General features: G+C 60.4%; 16 protein-coding genes. 10 read left to right on the forward strand and 6 right to left on the reverse strand.

Going from position 1 to position 21,587, the window contains the following annotated elements; genetic code table 11:
• Positions 1-70: 70 nt before the first annotated feature.
• Entirely contained in the window at positions 71-526 is a 456-nt protein-coding gene (locus PSH96_RS01755; RefSeq protein ID WP_065930799.1) for a tRNA (cytidine(34)-2'-O)-methyltransferase, read from the reverse strand.
• On the opposite strand from PSH96_RS01755, the gene PSH96_RS01760 reads away from it, so the two are divergent.
• Positions 525-965 (forward strand): hypothetical protein, encoded by a 441-nt coding sequence (locus PSH96_RS01760; RefSeq protein WP_305457094.1) that lies wholly within the window; start codon positions 525-527, stop codon positions 963-965. The genes PSH96_RS01755 and PSH96_RS01760 overlap by 2 nt on opposite strands.
• 617 nt (positions 966-1,582) lie before the next feature.
• Here PSH96_RS01760 and ntrC read toward each other — a convergent pair.
• From ntrC to PSH96_RS01775, 3 genes are all read right to left on the reverse strand, one after another.
• Positions 1,583-3,019 carry a nitrogen regulation protein NR(I) gene (gene ntrC, locus PSH96_RS01765; RefSeq protein ID WP_017138632.1) on the reverse strand — a complete coding sequence of 479 codons (1,437 nt, stop codon included), beginning with the start codon at positions 3,017-3,019 and terminating at the stop codon, positions 1,583-1,585.
• Positions 3,016-4,101 carry a nitrogen regulation protein NR(II) gene (glnL, locus tag PSH96_RS01770; RefSeq protein WP_056860661.1) on the reverse strand — a complete coding sequence of 362 codons (1,086 nt, stop codon included), beginning with the start codon at positions 4,099-4,101 and terminating at the stop codon, positions 3,016-3,018. The genes ntrC and glnL overlap by 4 nt, the downstream gene beginning before the upstream one ends.
• Positions 4,102-4,488: 387 nt before the next feature.
• On the reverse strand, positions 4,489-5,025 hold the full coding sequence (locus tag PSH96_RS01775; protein WP_305457095.1) for a chorismate mutase: 537 nt from the start codon (positions 5,023-5,025) through the stop codon (positions 4,489-4,491).
• A gap of 446 nt (positions 5,026-5,471) precedes the next feature.
• On the opposite strand from PSH96_RS01775, the gene PSH96_RS01780 reads away from it, so the two are divergent.
• Positions 5,472-5,711 carry a DUF6124 family protein gene (locus tag PSH96_RS01780; protein ID WP_305457096.1) on the forward strand — a complete coding sequence of 80 codons (240 nt, stop codon included), beginning with the start codon at positions 5,472-5,474 and terminating at the stop codon, positions 5,709-5,711.
• A 70-nt stretch (positions 5,712-5,781) separates the two neighbouring features.
• Here the strand turns inward: PSH96_RS01780 and glnA are convergent, their stop codons facing one another.
• The gene (glnA, locus tag PSH96_RS01785) at positions 5,782-7,188 is read right to left on the reverse strand and encodes a glutamate--ammonia ligase (RefSeq protein WP_065930795.1); all 1,407 of its coding nucleotides are present in this window, start codon (positions 7,186-7,188) and stop codon (positions 5,782-5,784) included.
• A gap of 334 nt (positions 7,189-7,522) precedes the next feature.
• On the opposite strand from glnA, the gene thiI reads away from it, so the two are divergent.
• Complete coding sequence (gene thiI, locus PSH96_RS01790; protein WP_305457097.1) at positions 7,523-8,977, forward strand: tRNA uracil 4-sulfurtransferase ThiI; 1,455 nt, start codon at positions 7,523-7,525, stop codon at positions 8,975-8,977.
• A 139-nt stretch (positions 8,978-9,116) separates the two neighbouring features.
• Positions 9,117-10,937, forward strand: a complete 1,821-nt coding sequence (gene typA / locus PSH96_RS01795) for a translational GTPase TypA (protein WP_305457098.1) — start codon at positions 9,117-9,119, stop codon at positions 10,935-10,937.
• A 194-nt stretch (positions 10,938-11,131) separates the two neighbouring features.
• On the opposite strand, the gene PSH96_RS01800 is transcribed toward typA, so the two are convergent.
• The gene (locus PSH96_RS01800; protein WP_017138625.1) at positions 11,132-11,566 is read right to left on the reverse strand and encodes a YkgJ family cysteine cluster protein; all 435 of its coding nucleotides are present in this window, start codon (positions 11,564-11,566) and stop codon (positions 11,132-11,134) included.
• 236 nt (positions 11,567-11,802) lie between these two features.
• On the opposite strand from PSH96_RS01800, the gene PSH96_RS01805 reads away from it, so the two are divergent.
• The 6 genes from PSH96_RS01805 (at position 11,803) to PSH96_RS01830 (ending at position 21,530) form a co-directional block, all read left to right on the forward strand.
• The gene (locus tag PSH96_RS01805) at positions 11,803-14,253 is read left to right on the forward strand and encodes a glycogen/starch/alpha-glucan phosphorylase (protein ID WP_017138624.1); all 2,451 of its coding nucleotides are present in this window, start codon (positions 11,803-11,805) and stop codon (positions 14,251-14,253) included.
• A 205-nt stretch (positions 14,254-14,458) separates the two neighbouring features.
• A complete protein-coding gene (locus PSH96_RS01810) occupies positions 14,459-17,965 on the forward strand; it encodes a DUF2339 domain-containing protein (protein WP_305457099.1) in 3,507 nt (1,168 codons plus the stop codon).
• A complete protein-coding gene (locus PSH96_RS01815; protein ID WP_305459967.1) occupies positions 17,965-19,308 on the forward strand; it encodes a DUF3999 domain-containing protein in 1,344 nt (447 codons plus the stop codon). Before PSH96_RS01810 ends, PSH96_RS01815 begins: the two co-directional genes overlap by 1 nt.
• Positions 19,309-19,404: 96 nt before the next feature.
• Entirely contained in the window at positions 19,405-20,415 is a 1,011-nt protein-coding gene (locus tag PSH96_RS01820; protein WP_003237460.1) for a class 1 fructose-bisphosphatase, read from the forward strand.
• 260 nt (positions 20,416-20,675) lie between these two features.
• Entirely contained in the window at positions 20,676-20,930 is a 255-nt protein-coding gene (locus PSH96_RS01825; RefSeq protein WP_017849914.1) for a hypothetical protein, read from the forward strand.
• Between the two features lie 30 nt (positions 20,931-20,960).
• Complete coding sequence (locus PSH96_RS01830; protein WP_017138620.1) at positions 20,961-21,530, forward strand: lipocalin family protein; 570 nt, start codon at positions 20,961-20,963, stop codon at positions 21,528-21,530.
• The last annotated feature ends 57 nt before the right edge of the window (positions 21,531-21,587 follow it).

A 21,587-nucleotide genomic window follows, 5' to 3' on the forward strand; every position in this document is an offset into this window, starting at 1 on the left:
TACACCGAGGTGACTGCATCGCAGGCAAGCCAGCGCCCACACAGGTCTGCTCCCACATTTTGTTTATGCGTTACTTAAAGCCGAGCTGGCGCCAGCCTTCATAGACGGCAACGGCCACGGTGTTGGACAGGTTCAAGCTGCGGCAACCCTCGCGCATCGGCAGGCGCAGACGATGGCCCTCAGGCAGGGCATCAAGCACCTCCGCCGGCAGGCCACGGCTTTCCGGGCCGAACAGGAAGGCGTCGCCTTCGGCAAAGCTGGCATCATGAAACGGCCGTGAGCCCTTGGTGGTGAACGCGAACAGCCGTGGGTGGCCCAGGCTCTCCAGGCAGCTGGCGAGGTCGGCGTGGCGCTTGAGCGTGGCGTACTCGTGGTAGTCCAGCCCGGCGCGGCGCAGGCGTTTGTCGTCCATGTCAAAGCCCAGCGGCTCGATCAAATGCAGGTGGCAGCCACTGTTGGCGCACAGCCTGATAACGTTGCCGGTATTCGGCGGAATTTCTGGTTGAAAAAGGATGACGTGAAACATGCACGGCTCCGAAGGCAAAGATGCGCTGCATTCTACCCCTGAAGACGACCCAAGGCCGAAGCTATTGCCACGGGTGATGGGCTCATTGGCAATTGTTGGTTTGATGATCGGGCTGATGATCGGCCGCCTGACCACGCCGGATCCGGTCGAACTGCAGCAAGTAGAAACAGCGGCAGACGGCGTGGTGGTGTGGTTCAACAGCGAGCCCAAACTGCACGGCGAACACGTCGACGGCACCGTAGCAGTGCTGTTCGACGCGCAAGGCAAGGCTGCCAGCGGCCAACTCAAGGTCAACGACAAGGACGTGAACTGGCGTGTTCGCAAAACCGACGGCGGCTTGCTGCTGAACCTGGTGGCGGCTCGGCCGTTGCGTGGGGAGTGGAAAGGCGAGAAGGCCGATGGCCGCTGGCGGCTGCAGATCCATCTGCGCGAGCAATAAAAGAGGGAATCCCCGGCCTGCCTGTACCAAGGTTCCCAAAACGGGTGTGGGGCTAGGGGCGCGGTGCCGCATAAGCCCCAGGTGTAAAGAAGGGAGTTCCCGGCCTGCCTGTACCAGGGCTCCCAAAACGGGGTGAAGCCTTGCAAGGCTTCAGTGTTAAAGAGGGAATCCCCGGCCTGCCTGTACCGAGGTTCCCGAAACGGGTGTGGGGCGCGACGCGATCCGCATCAAGCACCCCGGGTGTAAAGAGGGGATTCTCGGCCTGCCTGTACCAAGGTCCCCGAAACTGGGTGATGTAAGGGTTATTGCAGGGCGCGTGCCAGAAGTTGCAATGTGTGCCAAAAAATTACGCCAGAAAGCGCAAAGCCCCGGAATACGGGGCTTTGGTGTTTTTGCGATTTAATATTTTCTTGATTCGGCGGGTGTTTCAGGCTGGCTGGATGTGCGCGATGCTAGTTCATGGTGCATTGAAGCGGTGCACAGTCGTTTGGCCTGACACAAAATAAATGTGGGAGCCGGGCTTGCCCGCGATGCAGGCACCTCGGGGTGTCAGGTACACCGCGGTGACGCTATCGCAGGCAAGCCAGCTCCCATGGGTTCTTCAGTGGTTTTGAGATTTAAGCTTCATCACCCTCGTCATCATCCCCACCATCGACCTTCATCCCCAACTCCTTGATCTTGCGCGTCAAGGTGTTACGGCCCCAACCCAGCAACACCGCGGCATCGCGACGGCGGCCGGCGGTATGCTTCAGGGCGGTTTCGATCATGATGCGCTCGAACGCCGGCACCGCGCTGTCCAGCAGGTTCGACTGGCCGCGTGCCAAGGCCTGGTCGGCCCATTGACGCAGCGCCTGTTCCCAGTTGGTCACCGGTGCCGAATCCTGCGGCAGGCTCAACAGCTCCGGCGGCAGGTCGCTGATGTGCACTTCACGCCCGGACGCCATCACCGTGATCCAGCGGCAGGTGTTCTCCAGCTGACGCACGTTGCCTGGCCACGGCAGGTTCTTGAGGTATTCCTCAGTCTCGCTCTTAAGCAGCTTCGGCTCCACCGCCAATTCTTGCGCGGCGCGGCTGAGGAAGTGGCGGGCCAGGGTCGGGATGTCTTCGCGGCGGTCCGACATCCGAGGGATGTGGATACGAATCACGTTCAAACGGTGAAACAAGTCCTCACGGAATTTGCCCGCGTGTACCAGGGTTTCGAGGTTCTGATGGGTCGCCGCAATGATGCGCACATCAACCTTGACCGGCGTGTGCCCGCCGACGCGGTAGAACTCGCCATCTGCCAATACACGCAACAAGCGCGTCTGAGTGTCAGCCGGCATATCGCCGATTTCATCCAGGAACAGCGTGCCGCCGTCAGCCTGTTCAAAGCGCCCGCGACGCAGGTTGGCCGCGCCGGTGAACGCGCCTTTCTCATGGCCGAACAGCTCGGACTCCATCAGGTCCTTCGGAATCGCCGCCATGTTCAGCGCGATAAACGGCGAAGCCGCCCGTGGGCTGTGACGGTGCAGCGCGTGGGCCACCAACTCTTTACCGGTGCCCGACTCGCCGTTGATCAATACGGTGATGTTGGAGTGGCTCAAACGCCCGATGGCGCGAAACACTTCCTGCATCGCCGGTGCTTCACCGATGATTTCCGGGGTGCGGGTCAGGGCCGGCGGGGCTTCCTGGCTTTGTTGTTCCTGGGCGTGCTGGTTGGCGCGCTTGACCAGCGCCACCGCCTCGTCCACATCGAACGGCTTGGGCAGGTATTCAAAGGCGCCGCCCTGATAAGACGCGACAGCGCTGTCCAGGTCCGAGTGCGCGGTCATGATGATCACCGGCAAGCGCGGGTGCTGCTCACGGATGCGCGCCAGCAAGTCCAGGCCACTGGCGCCCGGCATGCGAATGTCGGAGATGATCACGTCCGGCTGCTGGCGGGCCAGGCGGCTCATCACCCCGTCGGCGCTGTCGAAGCTCTGGGTGGTCATGCCTTCCTGTTGCAAGGCTTTCTCGAGGACCCAGCGGATAGAACGGTCGTCATCGACGATCCAGACAGTTTCACTACGGCTCATGTCGATGGGGCTCCTTGTTCCAGAGGCAGAAAGATCGAGAACGTGGTGTGGCCGGGATGGCTTTCACATTCGATCAGACCCTGGTGCTGGCTGATGATGTTCTGAGTAATGGCCAGGCCCAGCCCGGTACCGTCCGGGCGGCCGCTGACCATGGGAAAGAAGATGGTTTCCTGCAGTTCCGCAGGGATGCCCGGGCCGTTGTCGATGATCTCGACCTTGGTGACCAGGCGATGGCGCACATGGCCGATGGTGAACTGGCGCAGGGCGCGGGTGCGCAGGCTGATGCGGCCCAGGCGCAGCTCGTTCTGGCTGCTGATGGCCTGCATGGCGTTGCGCACGATATTGAGCACCGCCTGAATCATCTGCTCGCGGTCGATCAATACGTCGGGAATGCTTGGGTCGTAGTCGCGCACCAGGGTGATGCAGCCCTGGCTTTCGGCCTCGACCAGCTGGCACACGCGCTCCAGCACCTCGTGCACGTTGGTCATCGCCAGGGACGGCAACTTGTTGGAGCCGAGCATGCGGTCCACCAGGTTACGCAGGCGGTCGGCCTCCTCGATGATGACGTTGGTGTAGTCCTTGAGGTGCTCCTCCGGCAGCTCGCGGGCCAGCAACTGCGCCGCGCCGCGAATGCCGCCGAGGGGGTTTTTGATCTCGTGGGCCAGGCCGCGCACTAGCATTTTGCTGGTTTCCTGTTTCGACAGCTGCGCTTCTTCTTTGGTGATGCGCAGCAGGCGGTCACGCGGGTGCACTTCGAGCAACAGCAGGGTCGCGCCGTTGCTCAGGATCGGGGTCACGGCGTAGTCGACGGTCAGGGTCTGGCCGGTGAGGGCGGTGAGCATCGCTTCGCGCTTGGTGAACGGGTGCGCCTGCTCCACGGCCTGGCGCAACGAACTCAAGGCCTCGGCCGACTCGGTGAACAATTCGCTGATGAACTGCCCATGGCTGCGCTGACCACTGATGGCCAGGAGCATCTCCGCCGCCGGGTTCATGTACTCAAGACGCAAGTCGTCATTGAGCAGGATGGTCGCGGTGGTCAGGTTGTCGAGTAACAAACGGTGCAGTGCATCGCTGATGGTCATCGGGACCTCTTTTGGAGCAAGGCGCGGGCTTGAGGCACACGCTGATACAAGGAAAATGCAAAAACCAAACCAAGGCTCCGAAAAGAAGCGTTAATCCCCTGAAATAAGGGTTTCAGGCGCGAAACTGTGGCGTTCTGCCAGCGTGATCGAGAAGAATCGAACCAAAATGGGCTGTATGGGTGGGAAGTGTGCAGGCTGTCGCACCAATATAGTGCGGTTTTGTGAAGGTTGTTCAGGAAGGCTTGGAAGGCGCAACTGAATGCACTGAGTCCAAATGTGGGAGCGGGCTTGCTCGCGAAGGCGGTGTTTCAGTTAAGGCATCAGGTGACTGACACACCGCCTTCGCGAGCAAGCCCGCTCCCACAATTTTGATTGGGTTTGCAGGCTTTAACCTTTGTAGATGCACAGCTCGGCGGTGGCGCGGATCATTGCCAGTTGGCGCAGCGGATCATTCAGCGGCTCATGCACGGCGGTGGCCAGCCATTGCGGGCATTGCGGGTCGCTGCGCTGGGGGGTGAAGTCGGCCAGTTGCTGCAGCAGGGTTTTTTGCAGTTGGTCCAGCTGTGGTCGGATCTGTTTTACCAAGTCCGGGCGCGGGTCGTCGGGCGCTTTGCCCTGGAACTGCCAATCGGACAGGTGGGTGTATTGCACCAGCTTGTTGGCCTCGATCTGCGCCGAGAAAAACTGCTCGGCGGCGGCGGGGTCGAGTTTGTAAGTGGGCGCCTGGGCGGCGACGCTGGCGATCACCTCTTGTTCGCGCTTTTTGTCCTCCACGGGCTTGTGGCTGTCCCATTTGCTCAGGGCTACCTGGTCGGCGATCTCCAGGCGTTCGGCGATGCTGTTGAGCAAAGGCTCCAGAGTGGGCGGCGCGGCACTCGCACTGACGCTGACAAATAACAGAGCGAACACAAGTCGATGTTTCAAAGCGGATCTCCTGTGGGAGCTGGCTTGCCTGCGATGCGGGCAACTCGGTGCATCAGGTATACCCAGCGGATGCCATCGCAGGCAAGCCAGCTCCCACATTTTTAATCGGGTTGCAGGCCTGCAGCGGCGTCAGCCAGAGGCTACCTTAACTTGCGTGCTTGCCTACAGGTGCGCCAGAATCCGCCGGCTTGTACGGCTGGCTTGTCGTCTCTAAGGTTGCTCGGTCGCTGCTCATCAGCGATCAGGTTTAGTAGCCTGGATTCGAATTGTAGGCCGTGCATTCTCCATCAATCAGATTTCCCAAATCTGTGCTTGATGGTGGCTGTGCGCAGGGCATCCTCGGATGCGCCGGGCTTCTACATTCACCGGTCTACTAACCTGCGCACAGCCGCCACCCTTTCGTTTAGTAGCGAAGCGAAGGCGGCCTCATTAGAGGAATGTAGAAAATGTTCAAACCAACGCCAAATCCGCCCCCATCCGTCTTCACCATCGACCCCGACAGCGACGACGAATCCCTGCTGATCAACAGCTTCGAAGCCTTTACCTCGGTCAGCACCTTGTTGCTTGATTTGTCCGAGGCCCTGGAAGGCAAGCACCGCGATACCGTCCTGGCGATTCACCAGCTCAGTGCCCTCGGCACCTTGATGGTTGGCAACATGCTCGACCGCCACGCCCCGGCTCGCTGAACGCCAGGCAAAAAAAAGACCTCCCGAAGGAGGTCTTTTTCGTTACGCCACGTTATGCAGCGCTACCGGATCAGCAGCTGTAGTACAGCTCGTATTCCAGTGGGTGTACGAAGGTGCGTACTTTGATTTCTTCTTCGCTTTTCAGCTCGATGTAAGCGTTGATGAAGTCATCGCTGAATACGCCGCCTTTGGTCAGGAACGCACGGCCCTTGTCCAGTTCTTCCAGGGCTTCTTTCAGGCTGCCGCACACTTGTGGGATCTCTTTGGCCTCTTCAGGCGGCAGGTCGTACAAGTTTTTGTCGGCGGCGTCGCCTGGGTGGATCTTGTTCTGGATACCGTCCAGGCCAGCCATTACCAGCGCAGCGAAGGCTAGGTATGGGTTGGCTGCCGGGTCCGGGAAGCGAGCTTCGATACGGCGAGCGCGCGGGCTGGACACGTAAGGAATACGGATCGAAGCGGAACGGTTACGCGCCGAGTAGGCCAGCATTACCGGTGCTTCGAAACCTGGGACCAGACGCTTGTAGGAGTTGGTCGACGGGTTGGTGAAGCCGTTCAGGGCCTTACCGTGCTTGATGATACCGCCGATGAAGTACAGGGCAGTGTCGGACAGGCCGGCATAACCTTCGCCAGCGAAGGTGTTCTTGCCATCTTTGGCGATGGACAGGTGAACGTGCATACCCGAACCGTTATCGCCGTACAGCGGCTTAGGCATGAAGGTAGCGGTACGGCCGTAGGCATCCGCCACGTTGTGTACGCAGTACTTCAGGGTCTGAACTTCGTCAGCCTTGGCCACCAGGGTGTTGAACTTCACGCCGATTTCGTTCTGGCCGGCAGTCGCCACTTCGTGGTGGTGAACTTCGATGACCAGGCCCATTTCTTCCATGGCGTTGCACATGGAGGTACGGATTTCGTGGTCGTGGTCGAACGGCGGAACTGGGAAGTAGCCACCTTTGACGCCTGGACGGTGGCCTTTGTTGCCGCCTTCGATGTCCTGGTCAGACATCCACGAACCTTGTTCGGAGAAGATCTTGAACATGGAGCCGGAGATGTCGGACTTGAACTTGACCGAATCAAAGATGAAGAATTCTGGCTCCGGGCCTACGAATACGGTGTCGCCGATACCGGTCGACTTCAGGTATTCCTCGGCACGCTTGGCGATCGCACGTGGGTCGCGGTCGTAGCCTTGCATGGTCGAAGGCTCGATCACGTCGCAGACGATGATCAGCGTTGGGTCTTCGGTGAACGGGTCGAGTACGGCAGTGCTGTCGTCCGGCATCAGGATCATGTCGGAAGCTTCGATGCCTTTCCAGCCGGCAATGGAGGAACCGTCGAACATTTTGCCTTCTTCGAAGAACGCATCATCCAGCGCGTCACGAGCCGGCATGGTCACGTGGTGCTGAGTACCTTTAGTGTCCGTGAAGCGCAGATCAATCCATTTAACGTCATGATCTTTGATGAGTTGAACCGACTTCGACATGGTGTCCTCCGGGTGGCTTCGGGCTGGGGTAGTGGAGTTAGCCCTTAGAATGTGGGTGATGCCGGCGCGAATACTCGACCAAGGCAACCTGCCTCACAAGAGAGCAAATTGCATGCCAGTGCGCCAACATGGCCTTTTTGCCTCAAAATGGCCCCTATAACGGTGCAATCCGCTGAAGCGGAATAAATAACGCACTGCAATGTAGCGTTAATTTGCGCAAATGACCCGTTTTGGTGCGTTGCATCTGAGATGCATATTAACTGGTTAAACCTTGAGCGATTTCCGCTATAATCCGCGCCCCCCTTTTTCAGCAGGCCCGGCGCGCGCTGTTTCCATGAAATTAATCGTAAAAGTCTTCCCCGAGATCACCATCAAAAGCCGACCGGTACGGACGCGTTTCATCCGTCAGTTGGCCAAGAACATCCGTGCCGTGCTCCGTGACCTGGACCCGGCTGTGGTGGTGAATGGCGTGTGGGACAACCTCGAGCTGGAAACCCGTATTACCGACGCCAAAGCCTTGAAGGACATGACCGAGCGCCTGAGCTGCATGCCGGGCATCGCGCATTTCCTGCAGGTGGATGAGTACCCGTTGGGCGACTTCGACGACATCACCGAAAAGTGCAAAAAGCACTACGGCAGTGCGCTTGAAGGCAAGATCTTTTCGGTGCGCTGCAAGCGCGCCGGCAAGCACACCTTCAGCTCCATGGATGTCGAGAAATACGTCGGCAGCAAGCTGCGTCGTGAGTGCGGCGCCGCCGGAATTTCCCTGAAAGCGCCGCAAATTGAAGTGCGCATGGAAATTCGCGACCAACGGTTGTTTGTGATCCACAGCCAGCACAACAGCATCGGCGGCTACCCGCTGGGCGCCCTGGAACAGACCCTGGTACTCATGTCCGGCGGTTTCGATTCCACGGTGGCGGCCTACCAGATCATGCGCCGCGGCCTGATGAGCCACTTCTGCTTCTTTAACCTGGGCGGGCGTGCACACGAATTGGGCGTGATGGAAGTCGCGCACTTTATCTGGAAGAAGTACGGCAGCTCCCAACGCGTGCTATTTGTAAGCGTGCCGTTCGAGGAAGTGCTGGGCGAAATTCTCGGCAAAGTCGATAACAGTCATATGGGCGTGGTATTGAAGCGTATGATGTTGCGCGCTGCGTCCCGAATCGCCGATCAGTTGCAGATCGACGCGTTGGTGACCGGTGAAGCGATCTCCCAGGTCTCCAGCCAGACGCTGCCGAACCTGTCGCTCATTGATTGCGTCACCGAGAAGCTGGTCTTGCGCCCGCTGATCGCCAGCCATAAGCAGGACATCATCGACCTGGCAGAAGAAATCGGCACGGCCGACTTTGCCAAGCACATGCCTGAATATTGCGGGGTCATTTCGGTGAACCCCAAGACCCACGCCAAGCGCAACCGCGTGGAGTATGAAGAACAACAGTTTGATATGGCGATTCTTGAGCGTGCGCTCGAGAACGCCAAACTGGTCCCGATCGATCGTGTCATCGATGAATTGGGCCAGGATGTGCAAATCGAAGAAGTCAGCGAAGCCCTGGCCGGCCAGATCGTCGTCGACATCCGTCACCCGGATGCCGCCGAGGATGAGCCGCTGGAAATCGCTGGCATCGACGTGCAAGCGCTGCCGTTTTACGCATTGAACGCGCGCTTCAAGGAACTGGATAACAGCCGTCAGTACCTGCTGTATTGCGACAAAGGCGTGATGAGTCGCCTGCATGCCCACCATTTGCTCAGTGAGGGGTATGCCAATGTGCGCGTTTATCGACCGAGCTAAGAGCCCGGGGCTGTTTGCCTGTGGCCTGCGTCACCGGCCCCCCGACTCTGCCGTCAAGCTGTAACGGCAAGGCCTGACTCTACTGTTAATCGCTGCCACGACCTGTCAGCACACCGAATCCTCTGATCGAGATACACAAGTGATCGAAAATCTACGTAACATCGCCATCATTGCTCACGTTGACCATGGTAAAACCACCCTGGTAGACAAACTCCTGCGTCAATCCGGCACCCTGGAGCGCAACGAGCTCAACGACGAGCGCGTGATGGACTCCAACGACCAGGAAAAAGAGCGCGGTATTACCATCCTGGCTAAAAACACCGCTATCAACTGGAACGGCTACCACATCAACATCGTGGATACCCCGGGCCACGCCGACTTCGGCGGCGAAGTAGAACGCGTAATGTCGATGGTTGACTCCGTTCTGCTGCTGGTTGACGCTCAAGACGGCCCTATGCCGCAAACCCGTTTCGTGACCAAGAAGGCGTTCGAAGCCGGCCTGCGTCCGATCGTGTGCATCAACAAGGTTGACCGTCCAGGCGCGCGTCCGGACTGGGTTCTGGACCAGATCTTCGACCTGTTCGACAACCTGGGTGCTACCGAAGAACAGCTGGACTTCAAAGTCGTCTACGCCTCGGCCCTGAACGGCATTGCCGGTCTGGAACACACCGACATGGCTGAAGACATGACCCCGCTGTACCAGTCGATCGTCGACAACGTACCGGCTCCAAAAGTTGACCGTGATGGCCCGTTCCAGATGCAAATCTCGGCACTGGACTACAACAGCTTCCTGGGTGTTATCGGTGTTGGCCGTATCGCACGTGGTAGCGTCAAGCCGAACACTCCAGTCGTGGCCATCGGCGCCGACGGCAAGAAGCGTAACGGTCGTATCCTGAAGCTGATGGGTCACCACGGCCTGCACCGCATCGACGTTGAAGAAGCGTTCGCCGGCGACATCGTGTGCGTGAGCGGTATGGACTCGCTGTTCATCTCCGACACCCTGTGCCAGCCAGACAACGTTGAGGCGATGAAGCCTCTGACCGTTGACGAGCCAACCGTTTCCATGACCTTCCAGGTAAACGACTCGCCTTTCTGCGGTAAAGAAGGCAAGTTCGTGACTTCCCGTAACATCAAGGAACGTCTGGACAAAGAGCTGCTGTACAACGTTGCACTGCGCGTTGAAGAAGGCGACTCGGCTGACAAGTTCAAGGTTTCCGGCCGTGGTGAGCTGCACCTCTCGGTACTGATCGAAACCATGCGTCGCGAAGGCTTCGAAATGGGCGTTGGTCGTCCTGAAGTGATCATCCGTACTGTTGACGGCGTGAAGCAGGAACCGTTCGAAAACGTCACCATCGACACCCCTGAAGAATCCCAGGGCAAGGTCATGGAAGAGATGGGCCTGCGTAAGGGCGACCTGACCAACATGGTGCCGGATGGCAAAGGCCGTGTGCGTCTGGAATACAACATCCCTGCGCGTGGTCTGATCGGTTTCCGTAACCAGTTCCTGACCCTGACCAACGGTGCTGGCATCCTGACCTCGATCTTCGATCGCTACGACACCATGAAGTCCGGCGACATGTCCGGCCGTCAGAACGGTGTTCTGGTATCGGTAGAAACCGGCAAGGCGCTGACCTACTCCCTGGAAACTCTGCAGGCGCGTGGCAAGCTGTTCGTTGAACACGGTCAAGAGATCTACAACGGCCAGATCGTTGGTCTGAACAGCCGTGACAACGACATGGGCGTTAACCCAACCAAAGGCAAGAAGCTCGACAACATGCGTGCTTCGGGCAAAGACGAAACCATCGCTCTGGTCCCACCTGTTCGCTTCACCCTGGAACAGGCCCTGGAATTCATCCAGGACGACGAGCTGTGCGAAGTTACGCCTAAGTCGATCCGCCTGCGTAAGAAGATCCTGGACGAAGGCGAGCGTACCCGCGCTGCCAAGAAAGCCAAGAACTGAGTTAACTCAGGCTGAATGAAAAACGCCCCCGGTCGAAAGGCCGGGGGCGTTTTTTTATGCCTGCAGTTTTTGTGTTGTCTTGACTGGCCCCATCGCAGGCAAGCCAGCTCCCACACTTGAATGTGTTCACACATCAAAAAGGTGGGAGCTGGCTTGCCTGCGAAAAGGCCCTCAAGGGCACTGCAGAATCTGGATCAGAACTTGTCGAGGGTCCGCAAATTAGTCTCGCGCACCACTTCTTTGGGCTTATACGCGCAATACCCCGGCCGCGGCCCGATTTTCGGGTGGTTGCGGCAAGTATCCGGGCGCTTGTCATAAATAGTGCAGAAGCGCGTCTTACGATCCAGGTACAGGCAGTCGTTGTTGCTCATGCGCTGGAGGGTAAAGATCTCGGATTTGTTGTTGTAGCGCTCGACGATGCCTTCCTTCTGCAAACGCTTGGCGATGTTCTTCGGCGGGTCGCCACGCTCGAACTCATCGACGATGCCAATGCGGATCAGGTCCTTGATCTTCACCTCGACCGGCAGCGTGCAGCAGCTGGACACGCAGCCACCGCACATGTGGGCGGAATATTTCTGCCAGGTCTCTAGACGGTCGAGTTCCGCGGCGGCGATCAGTTGAGGCTTCATCAAGGTTCCAAGGTGGGGCTGTATCCGGGCGCGCGATCATACCGGGATTGGTGGTTTTTTGAACAATATTTTGCAGATTTCATCTCCAACGGTGCAGGGGCCAAAAGCAGGCACGGCCCCTGCATCAATTTCCAGCAATGGTGAATGAGTTAAAAAACTGCCGAACCAGCACGTCTACCGTCTGTCAGACCGACTAGGCTCTAGCAACTCCTTCAATCTCGCCCGAGGTCGCACCGATGTCTCAGGAACCGCTTGCACGAGAAGCAGAGGTAGCCGCATTCCGCGATGCTGTCTTGACCAAACTCACTTACGCGGTGGGCAAGGACCCGGATCACGCCTTCGACCACGACTGGTTCGAAGCCATTGCGCTGGCCGCCCGCGACCAGATGGTCGACCACTGGATGAACCACACGCGGCGCATCTACCGCAAAGGTCAGAAGCGGGTGTATTACCTCTCGCTGGAATTCCTGATCGGCCGTTTGCTCTACGACAGCCTGAGCAACCTGGGTGTGTTGGAGATTGCCCGCGAAGCCCTGTCCGAACTGGGCGTGGACCTGGAACGCATCCGCCTGCTGGAGCCCGATGCGGCGCTCGGCAACGGTGGCCTGGGCCGCCTGGCCGCGTGCTTTATGGAAAGCATGTCGACCCTGGGCATTGCCGGCCACGGCTATGGTATCCGCTATGAACACGGCCTGTTCCGCCAGGCGATCGTCGACGGCTGGCAGCAAGAGCAGACCGAACGCTGGCTGGATTTCGGCAACCCGTGGGAGTTCGAGCGCGCTGAAGTGATCTACCCGATCGGCTTTGGCGGCAGCGTCGAAACCCTGGCGGACGCCTCCGGCAAGATGATCCAGGTATGGACGCCCAACGAAACCGTGCGCGCAGTGGCGTACGACACGCCGGTGGTCGGCTGGCGCGGTGCCAGTGTGAACACCCTGCGCCTGTGGCGCGCCCGCGCCGTGGAAGACCTGCACCTGGAGCGCTTCAACGCCGGTGACCATTTGGGCGCCGTAGCGGAAGTGGCCCGCGCCGAAAGCATCTCCCGAGTGCTTTACCCGGCCGACAGCACCGAAGCGGGGCAGGAATTGCGCCTGCGCCAGGAATACTTCTTCGTCTCGGCCTCCTTGCAGGACTTGCTGCGCCGCCACAAGAACATGCACGGCTCGGTACTCAGCCTGGGCGAACACGCCGCGATTCAGCTCAACGACACGCACCCGTCCATCGCCGTGGCTGAGTTGATGCGCCAACTGGTCGACCTGCATGACATCCCGTGGGAAGCCGCGTGGGACGTGACGGTTGAAACCCTTTCCTACACCAATCACACCTTGTTGCCCGAAGCGTTGGAAACCTGGCCTGTCGGTTTGATGGAACGCATGCTGCCCCGGCATATGCAGATCATCTACCTGATCAACGCCCAGCACATCGATTCGCTGCGCGCCAAGGGCATCCACGATTTCGACGTATTGCGCGCCGTGTCGTTGATCGAAGAAGACAATGGCCGCCGCGTGCGCATGGGTAACCTGGCGTTCCTTGGCTCCCATAGCGTTAACGGGGTGTCCGGTTTGCACACCCAGCTGATGCGCAGCACGGTGTTCTCCGAACTGCACAAGCTGTACCCGGAGCGCATCAACAACAAAACCAACGGCATCACCTTCCGCCGCTGGCTGTACCAGGCCAACCCCAAGCTCACCGAGATGCTGGTGGAGGCTCTGGGGCCGGACATCCTCGACACCATGGAAACCCGCCTGACGGAGCTGGAGACCTTCGCCGAGAAGCAGGTTTTCCGCAAAGCCTTCGCCGAACAGCGCCTGCACAGCAAGAGGGCACTGGCCGAGATCATCCACGAGCGCCTGGGCATTTCGGTGAACCCGGCGGCGATGTTCGACGTGCAGGTCAAGCGGATCCACGAGTACAAGCGCCAACTGCTGAACCTGCTGCACACCGTGGCCTTGTACCAGGCAATCCGCGCCGAGCCAGGCACCGATTGGGTGCCGCGCGTGAAAATCTTCGCGGGCAAGGCGGCGGCCAGCTATCACCAGGCCAAGTTGATCATCAAGCTGACCAACGACATCGCCCGCACCGTGAACAACGACCCGACCGTGCGCGGCTTGCTCAAGGTGGTGTTCCTGCCCAACTACAACGTCAGCCTGGCGGAAAGCATCATCCCGGCGGCGGATTTGTCGGAGCAGATTTCCACGGCCGGTTTTGAAGCTTCAGGCACCAGCAACATGAAGTTCGGCCTTAACGGCGCGCTGACCATCGGCACCATGGACGGCGCCAACGTGGAGATGCACGAGCGCGTGGGCGCCGAGCATATGTTTATCTTCGGCCTCAGCGCCGAACAAGTGGAAGCCCGCAAGCACGCCGGTGAATTCCACGCCGGGCCGGATGTGGCAGCCTCCCATCGTCTCAACGATGTGTTGCAAGCGATCCGCGGCGGGGTGTTCTCGCCGGATGATCCGGGCCGCTATGTGGGCTTGATCGACGGGCTGATCGACTACGACCGCTTCCTGGTATGCGCCGATTTCGACGCTTACTGGGACGCCCAGGCGCGGGTCGAGGCGCATTGGCATGATTCCAAGGCCTGGTGGCGCTCAGCGGTGCTTAACACGGCGCGCATGGGCTGGTTCAGCTCGGACCGCACCATCCGCGAATACGCCACCGAGATATGGAAAGCCCTCGACTAAACACCGCAGGCCCCCAAGTGGTAGCAGGCTTCTGTGGCGAGGGAGCTTGCACCCGTTCGGTTGCATAGCAGCCGCCGGCTATTGCGGGCGCTTCGCACCCGAACGGGAGCAAGCTCTCTTGCCACAAAAGCCGCTCCCACATTAGCTTTGCGTCGATATACTAGGCCTCGGTTCGCCCGCCTCGGGCTGCTTAGGGATATCGACCATGCAATGGATTTTCATGCTGATTGGCCTGGTGCTCGGCTGGACACTCGATGAGTCGTTCACCGATGCCGGCTTCGGTGCGCTATTGGGCTTGGGCATTGGTCAGGCGATTCGCCTGTCGAGGCTGTCCGCCCAGGCAGACCAGCAAGCGCTTCAGTTAGAGACCACGCAGAAGGCATTGATAGCCCTGGGTGAGCGCCTGCGGCAACTGGAAGTGCCCGCGCCTACAAACAGCGTGATTGTCGAAGCCCCCATCCCTGAACCTGCACCTGCCGTTGCCAAGCCCGAACTTGTTTGGGAGCTGCCCACCGAACTGGCGCCCGTCGCCGTGATGGCCGAGGCGAGCCAGCCACTGCCGGAGGACGTCTGGACCCCAGCACCAAAACCGAAAGAACCCGCCATCCCCCGTGGCCCCAACCTGATCGAGCGCGCCATCGGCGGCGCACGCAATTGGCTGTTCGGCGGCAACACCGTGCTGCGCGTTGGCGTGGTGCTGCTGTTCCTTGGCCTGGCCTTTTTGCTGCGTTATGCCACCGAAGGCGTGGTGGTGCCGATTGAACTGCGTTACGCCGGGGTTGCCGCTGCCGCCATCGGCCTGCTGGGCCTGGGTTGGTGGTTACGGCTGCGCAACAGCAATTACGGCCTGATGCTGCAAGGTACCGGGATTGCCGTGTTGTACCTGACGGTGTTTGCCGCGATGCGCTTGCACCCGTTGATCGACCCGAGCGCCGCATTGGGCCTGCTGGTGGCGGTTACGGTGTTCTCGGCCATCCTGGCGATCACCCAGGATGCCCTCGGCCTGGCGTGCGCCGCGGCGCTGGGTGGGTTTGCCGCGCCGATTCTGACCTCAACCGGCGCCGGCAACCATGTGGCGCTGTTCAGTTACTTTGCGTTGCTCAACGCCGGCATTCTGGCCATCGCGTGGTTCAAGGCCTGGCGCCTGCTCAACCTGATCGGATTTGTCGGTACCTTCGGCATAGGGTTCGCCTGGGGCATGCGTTCCTACACACCGGAACTGCTGTGGAGCACCGAGCCGTTCCTGATCCTGTTTTTCCTGATGTACCTGGCCATCGGCCTGTTGTTCGCCCGCCGCAAGCTGCAAGAGGTGGGCGATGCGCCCGCAGGCCGTGAGGCGCTGCTGCGCTGGTCGGCGGCCAAGGGTGATTATGTCGATGGCAGCATGCTGTTCGGCCCGCCGTTGGTAGGCTTTGGCTTGCAGTTCGCCGTGGTGCAGCACCTGGAGTTTGCCGCCGCGTTCAGTGCACTCGGTTTAGGCCTTATTTACATGGGCTTGGCGCGGCTGTTGAGTGGCGGGCGCGCCTTGCTGCTGGCCGAAACTTGCCTGGCGCTGGGCGTGATCTTTGCCAGCCTGGCGATTCCGCTGGGCCTCGACGCGCGCTGGACGGCGGCGGCCTGGGCGGTGGAGGGCGCCGGGATCTTCTGGCTCGGCTTGCGCCAGCAGCGGCCGTTGGCTCGCGCGTTTGGCCTGTTGTTACAGTTGGGGTCAGCGCTGGCGTTCCTCAGCGAACTGCGCGTTGGCGAGTTGACCTTGCTCGACGGTGCTCCACTGGGCGCGCTGTTGCTGGGCGCAGCGCTGTTGTTCAGCTTCGATCAGTTGCGCAAGGCCTCGACCGAACAAGCCGCGGGCTGGGAGCGCAACGGCCTGCCGGTGCTGGCGAGCCTGGGCCTGACCTTTTTGTATCTGCTTGCGCCGTTGTTGTTGCTGACCCAAGGCACCGCCATCAGTTGGGCAATCGCCGGGCTGCTGACGCTGTTTGTCGGGCTGCGCATCGGCTCGCGCACCTTCCTGTTCACTGCCTTCGGTGTGCAATTGCTCGGCGGGGTGTTGTTCCTCCTGCGCCTTCAGGGCGGTGATGGGGCCGCGGTATTCAGTGCCGGCTGGACCGGCTTGTTGACCGCCTCGCTGATCGGCCTGGCGTTGGTCGGCGGCATGCTGTTGGCCGCGCGCGATGAAATGGTGCGCAGCGATGTGCGGTTGTTGCGCGGGTTGTCGGTGGTGCTGCTGGCCGGCTTGGTGTTGATCAACCTCGCGGTGCTGTTTGTATTGCCATGGGAAAGCGCCAGCGGCGTGTGGGCGGCCAGTGGCTTGCTGATCATCTGGTTGAGCCTGTACCTGCAACAACGCGTGAGTTTCGTGTTTGGTTTGCTGCTGCAAGTAGTGGGTGGCGCCTCGTTCCTGTTGGCGGTGCCGCAGTTGCTCGGGCCGTTGAGCAGCGAGGGCTTGCGCCCCTTGGCGCACAGCGGTTTCTGGACGCCGATGGTGCTGGGCCTGGCGGCAATGGTGGGCGCCTGGCGCTTGCAACGTGAGCCGCAGGCGCCGGTGTTTGCCGTGTTGAAATTGCAACGCCTGTCCGACCTGCTGCTGGTGTGGGGCGCGGCCTGGTGGGCATTGGCGTTGATCGGCGAAGTGCTGCGGTTTATCCCGCAGGAGCTGCAAGGCGCATTTCTGCTCGGCATCGCGGCGGTGAGCGTGGCGATCTGGGCGCTGTTGGCCGCACGTTTGCGTTGGGCATCTCTGGGCATGCTATGTGCCTTGCTGATGCCGGCGGCGGGCGTGGTGTTGCTGGTGTCTGCCCATGATTACTACCACCCGGCGGCGCAGTACGGCTGGCTGGCGTGGTTGGCGGTGTTCGTGGTGCATTTCATCGCGCTGCGCCGTTTGGCGGCGGTGGTGCCGGGCACGGTAGTGAGCGTCGCTCATGTGCTCGGCTGCTGGATGCTGATCGGTGTGTTGGCGCTGGAACTGCGTTACGGCCTGTTGCTGCTGGCGAGTGAGTACAACGCCTGGCGCTGGCTGGGTTGGGCGATTCTGCCAAGCCTGTACCTGGTGCTGGCGGCGGCACCGCGCAGCTGGCCGTGGCCGGTGTCGGCCTACCCGCGTGAATACCGTGTGCTGGCCGCGTTGCCGCTGGCGGTATTGATGCTCGGCTGGTTCTGGTTGGCGAACATCTTTAGCGACGGCACGGCGAAACCGCTGCCGTACGTGCCATTGCTCAACCCGTTGGACGTGGGCCTGCTGTTCGCATTGCTGGGTATTTACCTGTGGTCGCGCAGCGTGGCGCCGCAGCGCGGGCCGCGTGCAGAGCTGATTGCCCAAGGTGTCGCGGGGGCTTCGCTGTTTGCCTTCTTCACGGCCTTGGTGATGCGCACCGCCCACCATTGGGTGGGCGTGCCGTTCCAGCTGGATGCCTTGCTGGCGTCCATGTGGGTGCAGGCCGGCCTGTCGCTGGTCTGGACCCTGATCGCCCTGGGCCTGATGATCGGCGGCCACCTGCGCCATCGTCGCGAAGTGTGGCTGATCGGCGCGGCGTTGATTGCGGTGGTGGTCGCCAAGCTGTTCTTTGTCGAGCTGAGTAACCGTGGCGGGCTGGCGCGGATCGTGTCGTTTATTGGTGTGGGCGGGCTGTTGCTGGTGGTGGGTTACTTCGCACCGCTGCCGCCCAAACGCGTCGAGCCGGTGTTGGAAACTGAAGGAGCATCCTCTTGATCGGTAAGTTGAGCGTGATCGCGTTGGGCATGTGTTCGACGTTGTCGGTGTGGGCGCAAGAAACGCCCGCCGACTTCACCACACAGGTGCCGTTGGCGGTAAGTGGCAACGGGCCTTGGTATCGCCTGGCGTTGCCGCTGTCGGTGCAATTGAGCGCGCGCCAGGCGGATCTTAGTGATGTGCGCGTGTTCAACGCCGTCGGCGAGCCCCAGGCTTACGCGCTGTCGCGCCAGTCCGCGCAACGCACCGAAAGCCGCGACGTGACGGATGTGAAGTGGTTCCCGCTGTACGCCGCCGACACCCGTGAAAGCGTGCCGGATGTGGTGATGAAGTCCACTGCCGAAGGCACCTTGCTGCAAGTGCTCCCGCCCAAGACCGGCGCGCAAGTGTTGCGTGGCTGGGTGCTGGACGCCAGTTCGATCAAGGCGCCGTTGCAGCAGATGAGCCTGGACTGGAGCCGCGAGCAGGATGGTTTCCAGCGTTTCAGCATTGAAGCCAGCGATGACTTGCAGCACTGGCAGGCATGGGGCGAGGGGCAGGTGGCGCGCTTGTCGTTTGCCGACGAGCGTGTCGAGCAGCATGACGTGAGCTTGCCGGGGCAAACGGCGCGTTATCTGCGCCTGGTGTGGCAAGGGCAGGCGGCACCGCAGTTGACGTCGGCCAAACTGGTTAGCGCGACCAGCAGCAGCTTGCCGCTGCCGTTGGTGTGGTCGCAGCCGCTGTCGGGCACGCGGCTCAAGGCCGGTGAATACAGCTGGCAGCTGCCGACAGGGCTGCATGTGGAGCGCTTGCGCGTCGAGCTCAGGCAGCCCAACACGCTGGCGCCCGTGACGTTGGCGGGGCGGCGGGAAGCCAATCAAGCCTGGCAGCCGTTGAGCAATGGCTTGTTGTATCGCCTGGCCCAGAACGGCCAGGACGTGGTGCAGGATGAGTTGCAATTGCCTGGCGTTGCCGTGGGCGAACTCAAGTTGCAGGTGGACGAGCGCGGCGGCGGCCTGGGCGTGGAAGCGCCGGCATTGCATTTTGCTGTGCGCGCCACGCAGTTGGTGTTCCTGGCGCGGGGCGAGCCGCCGTTTACCCTGGCGTTGGGCAACCCGTCGGTAAAGGCCGCTAACTTGCCGCTGTCGACGCTGATTCCCGACTACAGCGCCGAGCGTATCAAGACCTTGGGGCAGGCCACGGTCACAGGCGACGTGACGGTCAAATCGCCTGCGATTGCCGTTTCGCCCGAAGCCGGCACCGACTGGAAGAAACTCGGCCTGTGGGCCGTGCTCCTGCTGGGTGTGGCGGCGCTAGGGGCGATGGCCTACAGTTTGTTGCGTGCACCGGCGGCCAAGCCGTGAACTCTATTGGGGTTAAATCCTCTGATTAGAGGAAATAACCCTCGACTCGCGTTAAACTGCGCGGGTTTTTAAGCCCCCCATTTTCCGGAGCCTTCCATGTCCCGCGTTACCCTGAGTCGCTATTTGATCGAGCAGACCCGCAGCAACAACACGCCTGCCGATCTGCGCTTCCTTATCGAAGTGGTGGCGCGTGCTTGCAAGGAAATCAGCCACGCCGTGTCCAAAGGCGCACTCGGTGGTGTTCTGGGCAGCATGGGCACTGAAAACGTCCAAGGTGAAGTGCAGAAGAAGCTCGACGTGATTTCCAACGAAATCCTGCTCGAAGCCAACGAATGGGGTGGCCACCTGGCCGGCATGGCGTCCGAAGAAATGGACAACGCCTACCAGATCCCGGGCAAATACCCGAAGGGCGCGTACCTGCTGGTGTTCGACCCACTGGACGGCTCGTCCAACATCGACATCAACGCACCGGTTGGCACTATCTTCTCGGTACTGCGCTGCCCGAATGAATACCTGAGCCAGAACGAAGCCTTGAACGAAAAGGCCTTCCTGCAGCCAGGCACCGAGCAGGTGGCTGCCGGCTACGCCATCTACGGCCCGCAGACCATGCTGGTACTGACCCTGGGCGACGGCGTTAAAGGCTTTACCCTGGACCGCGAAATGGGCAGTTTCGTACTGACCCACGAAGACATCACCATTCCGGCTTCCACCCAGGAATTTGCGATCAACATGTCCAACCAGCGTCACTGGGAAGAGCCTGTGACCCGCTACGTGGGCGAGTTGATGGCCGGCGAAGAAGGCCCGCTGAAGAAAAACTTCAACATGCGCTGGGTCGCTGCGATGGTAGCCGACGTGCACCGCATCCTGACCCGCGGTGGCCTGTTCATGTACCCACGTGACAGCCGCGAGCCTTCCAAGCCGGGCAAACTGCGCTTGATGTACGAAGCCAACCCGATGTCGTTCCTGGTTGAGCAAGCAGGCGGCGCGTCCACCGACGGCCACCAGCGCATCCTCGACATCCAACCGGAAGGCCTGCACCAGCGCGTGGCGGTGTTCCTGGGCTCGAAAGAAGAAGTTGAACGTGTAACCGCTTATCACAAGAAGTAAACCTCTGTGGCGAGGGAGCTTGCTCGCGTTGGGCTGCGAAGCGGCCCCAAAAAGCTTACGGGCGCTGCGCACCCGAACGGGAGCAAGCTTCCTCGCCACAGAAGCACTCGAGACTTGAAGTTTTGAATGAGAAGAAGCCCCGAAACGTTTCAGCGTTTTCGGGGCTTTTTTGTTTTTGCCCGTCGGGAACCAGACACCCCTTTTCCCTTCTAAGCTTCTGGCAGATACCCCAGCTGCTTTGTCTCTCCAGGAGCTTTTCCATGTCTTTACGCCGTCTCGCTTTGCTGGCTTTTTGCGTGCTGTTAGCCGCGTGCAGCAAGGTTAATCAAGAAAATTACGCAAAGCTGTCGGCTGGCATGGCCAAGGCCGAGGTGGAGTCGTTGCTGGGTAAGCCGACCGATTGTTCCGGTGCGCTGGGCATGTCCAGCTGTACGTGGGGCGATAAAAACAGCTTTATCAGCGTGCAGTACGCCGGTGACAAAGTTCTGATGTTTTCCGGGCAAGGCCTGAAGTAAACCGGGGCGCGAGCCTGCGGGAGAAGAAGAATGATGCGTTTTGTTTTGTTTCTTTGCGCCAGTCTGTTTTTGGCGGGCTGCGCCAGCCATTCTGGCGATGATCTGCAACCCAAGACCGCGAGCAACGTCAACCTCAAGCGTTACCAGGGTACCTGGTATGAGTTGGCCCGATTGCCGATGTACTTCCAGCGCAACTGCGCGCAGTCCGAAGCTCGCTACACCCTGTTGCCGGATGGCGACATGTCGGTGTTCAACCGCTGCCTGACCACAGAGTGGAAGTGGGAAGAAGCCAAGGGCACGGCCACGCCGCAAGTGCCGGGCAAGACCGACAAGCTCTGGGTGGAATTCAATAACTGGTTCACGGCGCTGCTGCCGGGCGTCGCCAAGGGCGATTACTGGGTGCTGTACGTGAGTGATGACTACAAGACCGCCATCGTCGGCAGCCCGAGCCGACGCTACATGTGGATCTTGTCGCGCACGCCGACGGTGAGTGCCGACACTCGCGAAGACCTGCTGAGCAGGGCGCGCCAGCAAGGGTATGACACGACGCGATTGATCTTCCGCACGTCGGACAAGCAGATGGCGAAGACTTCGCAGTAACCCAAAGCCACCTTCAATCAAATGTGGGAGCTGGCTTGCCTGCGATAGCATCACCTG

It is taken from the genome of Pseudomonas sp. FP2338, from assembly GCF_030687515.1.
GTDB lineage: Bacteria > Pseudomonadota > Gammaproteobacteria > Pseudomonadales > Pseudomonadaceae > Aquipseudomonas > Aquipseudomonas salomonii.

Bases quoted from the DNA above. Each gene is read 5' to 3' on its own strand.
- PSH96_RS01760 (WP_305457094.1), top strand. From the start codon at position 525: ATGCACGGCTCCGAAGGCAAAGATGCGCTGCATTCTACCCCTGAAGAC.
- PSH96_RS01755 (WP_065930799.1), bottom strand. From the start codon at position 526: ATGTTTCACGTCATCCTTTTTCAACCAGAAATTCCGCCGAATACCGGC.
- ntrC (WP_017138632.1), bottom strand. From the start codon at position 3,019: ATGAGCCGTAGTGAAACTGTCTGGATCGTCGATGACGACCGTTCTATC.
- glnL (WP_056860661.1), bottom strand. From the start codon at position 4,101: ATGACCATCAGCGATGCACTGCACCGTTTGTTACTCGACAACCTGACC.
- PSH96_RS01780 (WP_305457096.1), top strand. From the start codon at position 5,472: ATGTTCAAACCAACGCCAAATCCGCCCCCATCCGTCTTCACCATCGAC.
- glnA (WP_065930795.1), bottom strand. From the start codon at position 7,188: ATGTCGAAGTCGGTTCAACTCATCAAAGATCATGACGTTAAATGGATT.
- thiI (WP_305457097.1), top strand. From the start codon at position 7,523: ATGAAATTAATCGTAAAAGTCTTCCCCGAGATCACCATCAAAAGCCGA.
- PSH96_RS01800 (WP_017138625.1), bottom strand. From the start codon at position 11,566: ATGAAGCCTCAACTGATCGCCGCCGCGGAACTCGACCGTCTAGAGACC.
- PSH96_RS01805 (WP_017138624.1), top strand. From the start codon at position 11,803: ATGTCTCAGGAACCGCTTGCACGAGAAGCAGAGGTAGCCGCATTCCGC.
- PSH96_RS01810 (WP_305457099.1), top strand. From the start codon at position 14,459: ATGCAATGGATTTTCATGCTGATTGGCCTGGTGCTCGGCTGGACACTC.
- PSH96_RS01820 (WP_003237460.1), top strand. From the start codon at position 19,405: ATGTCCCGCGTTACCCTGAGTCGCTATTTGATCGAGCAGACCCGCAGC.
- PSH96_RS01825 (WP_017849914.1), top strand. From the start codon at position 20,676: ATGTCTTTACGCCGTCTCGCTTTGCTGGCTTTTTGCGTGCTGTTAGCC.
- PSH96_RS01830 (WP_017138620.1), top strand. From the start codon at position 20,961: ATGATGCGTTTTGTTTTGTTTCTTTGCGCCAGTCTGTTTTTGGCGGGC.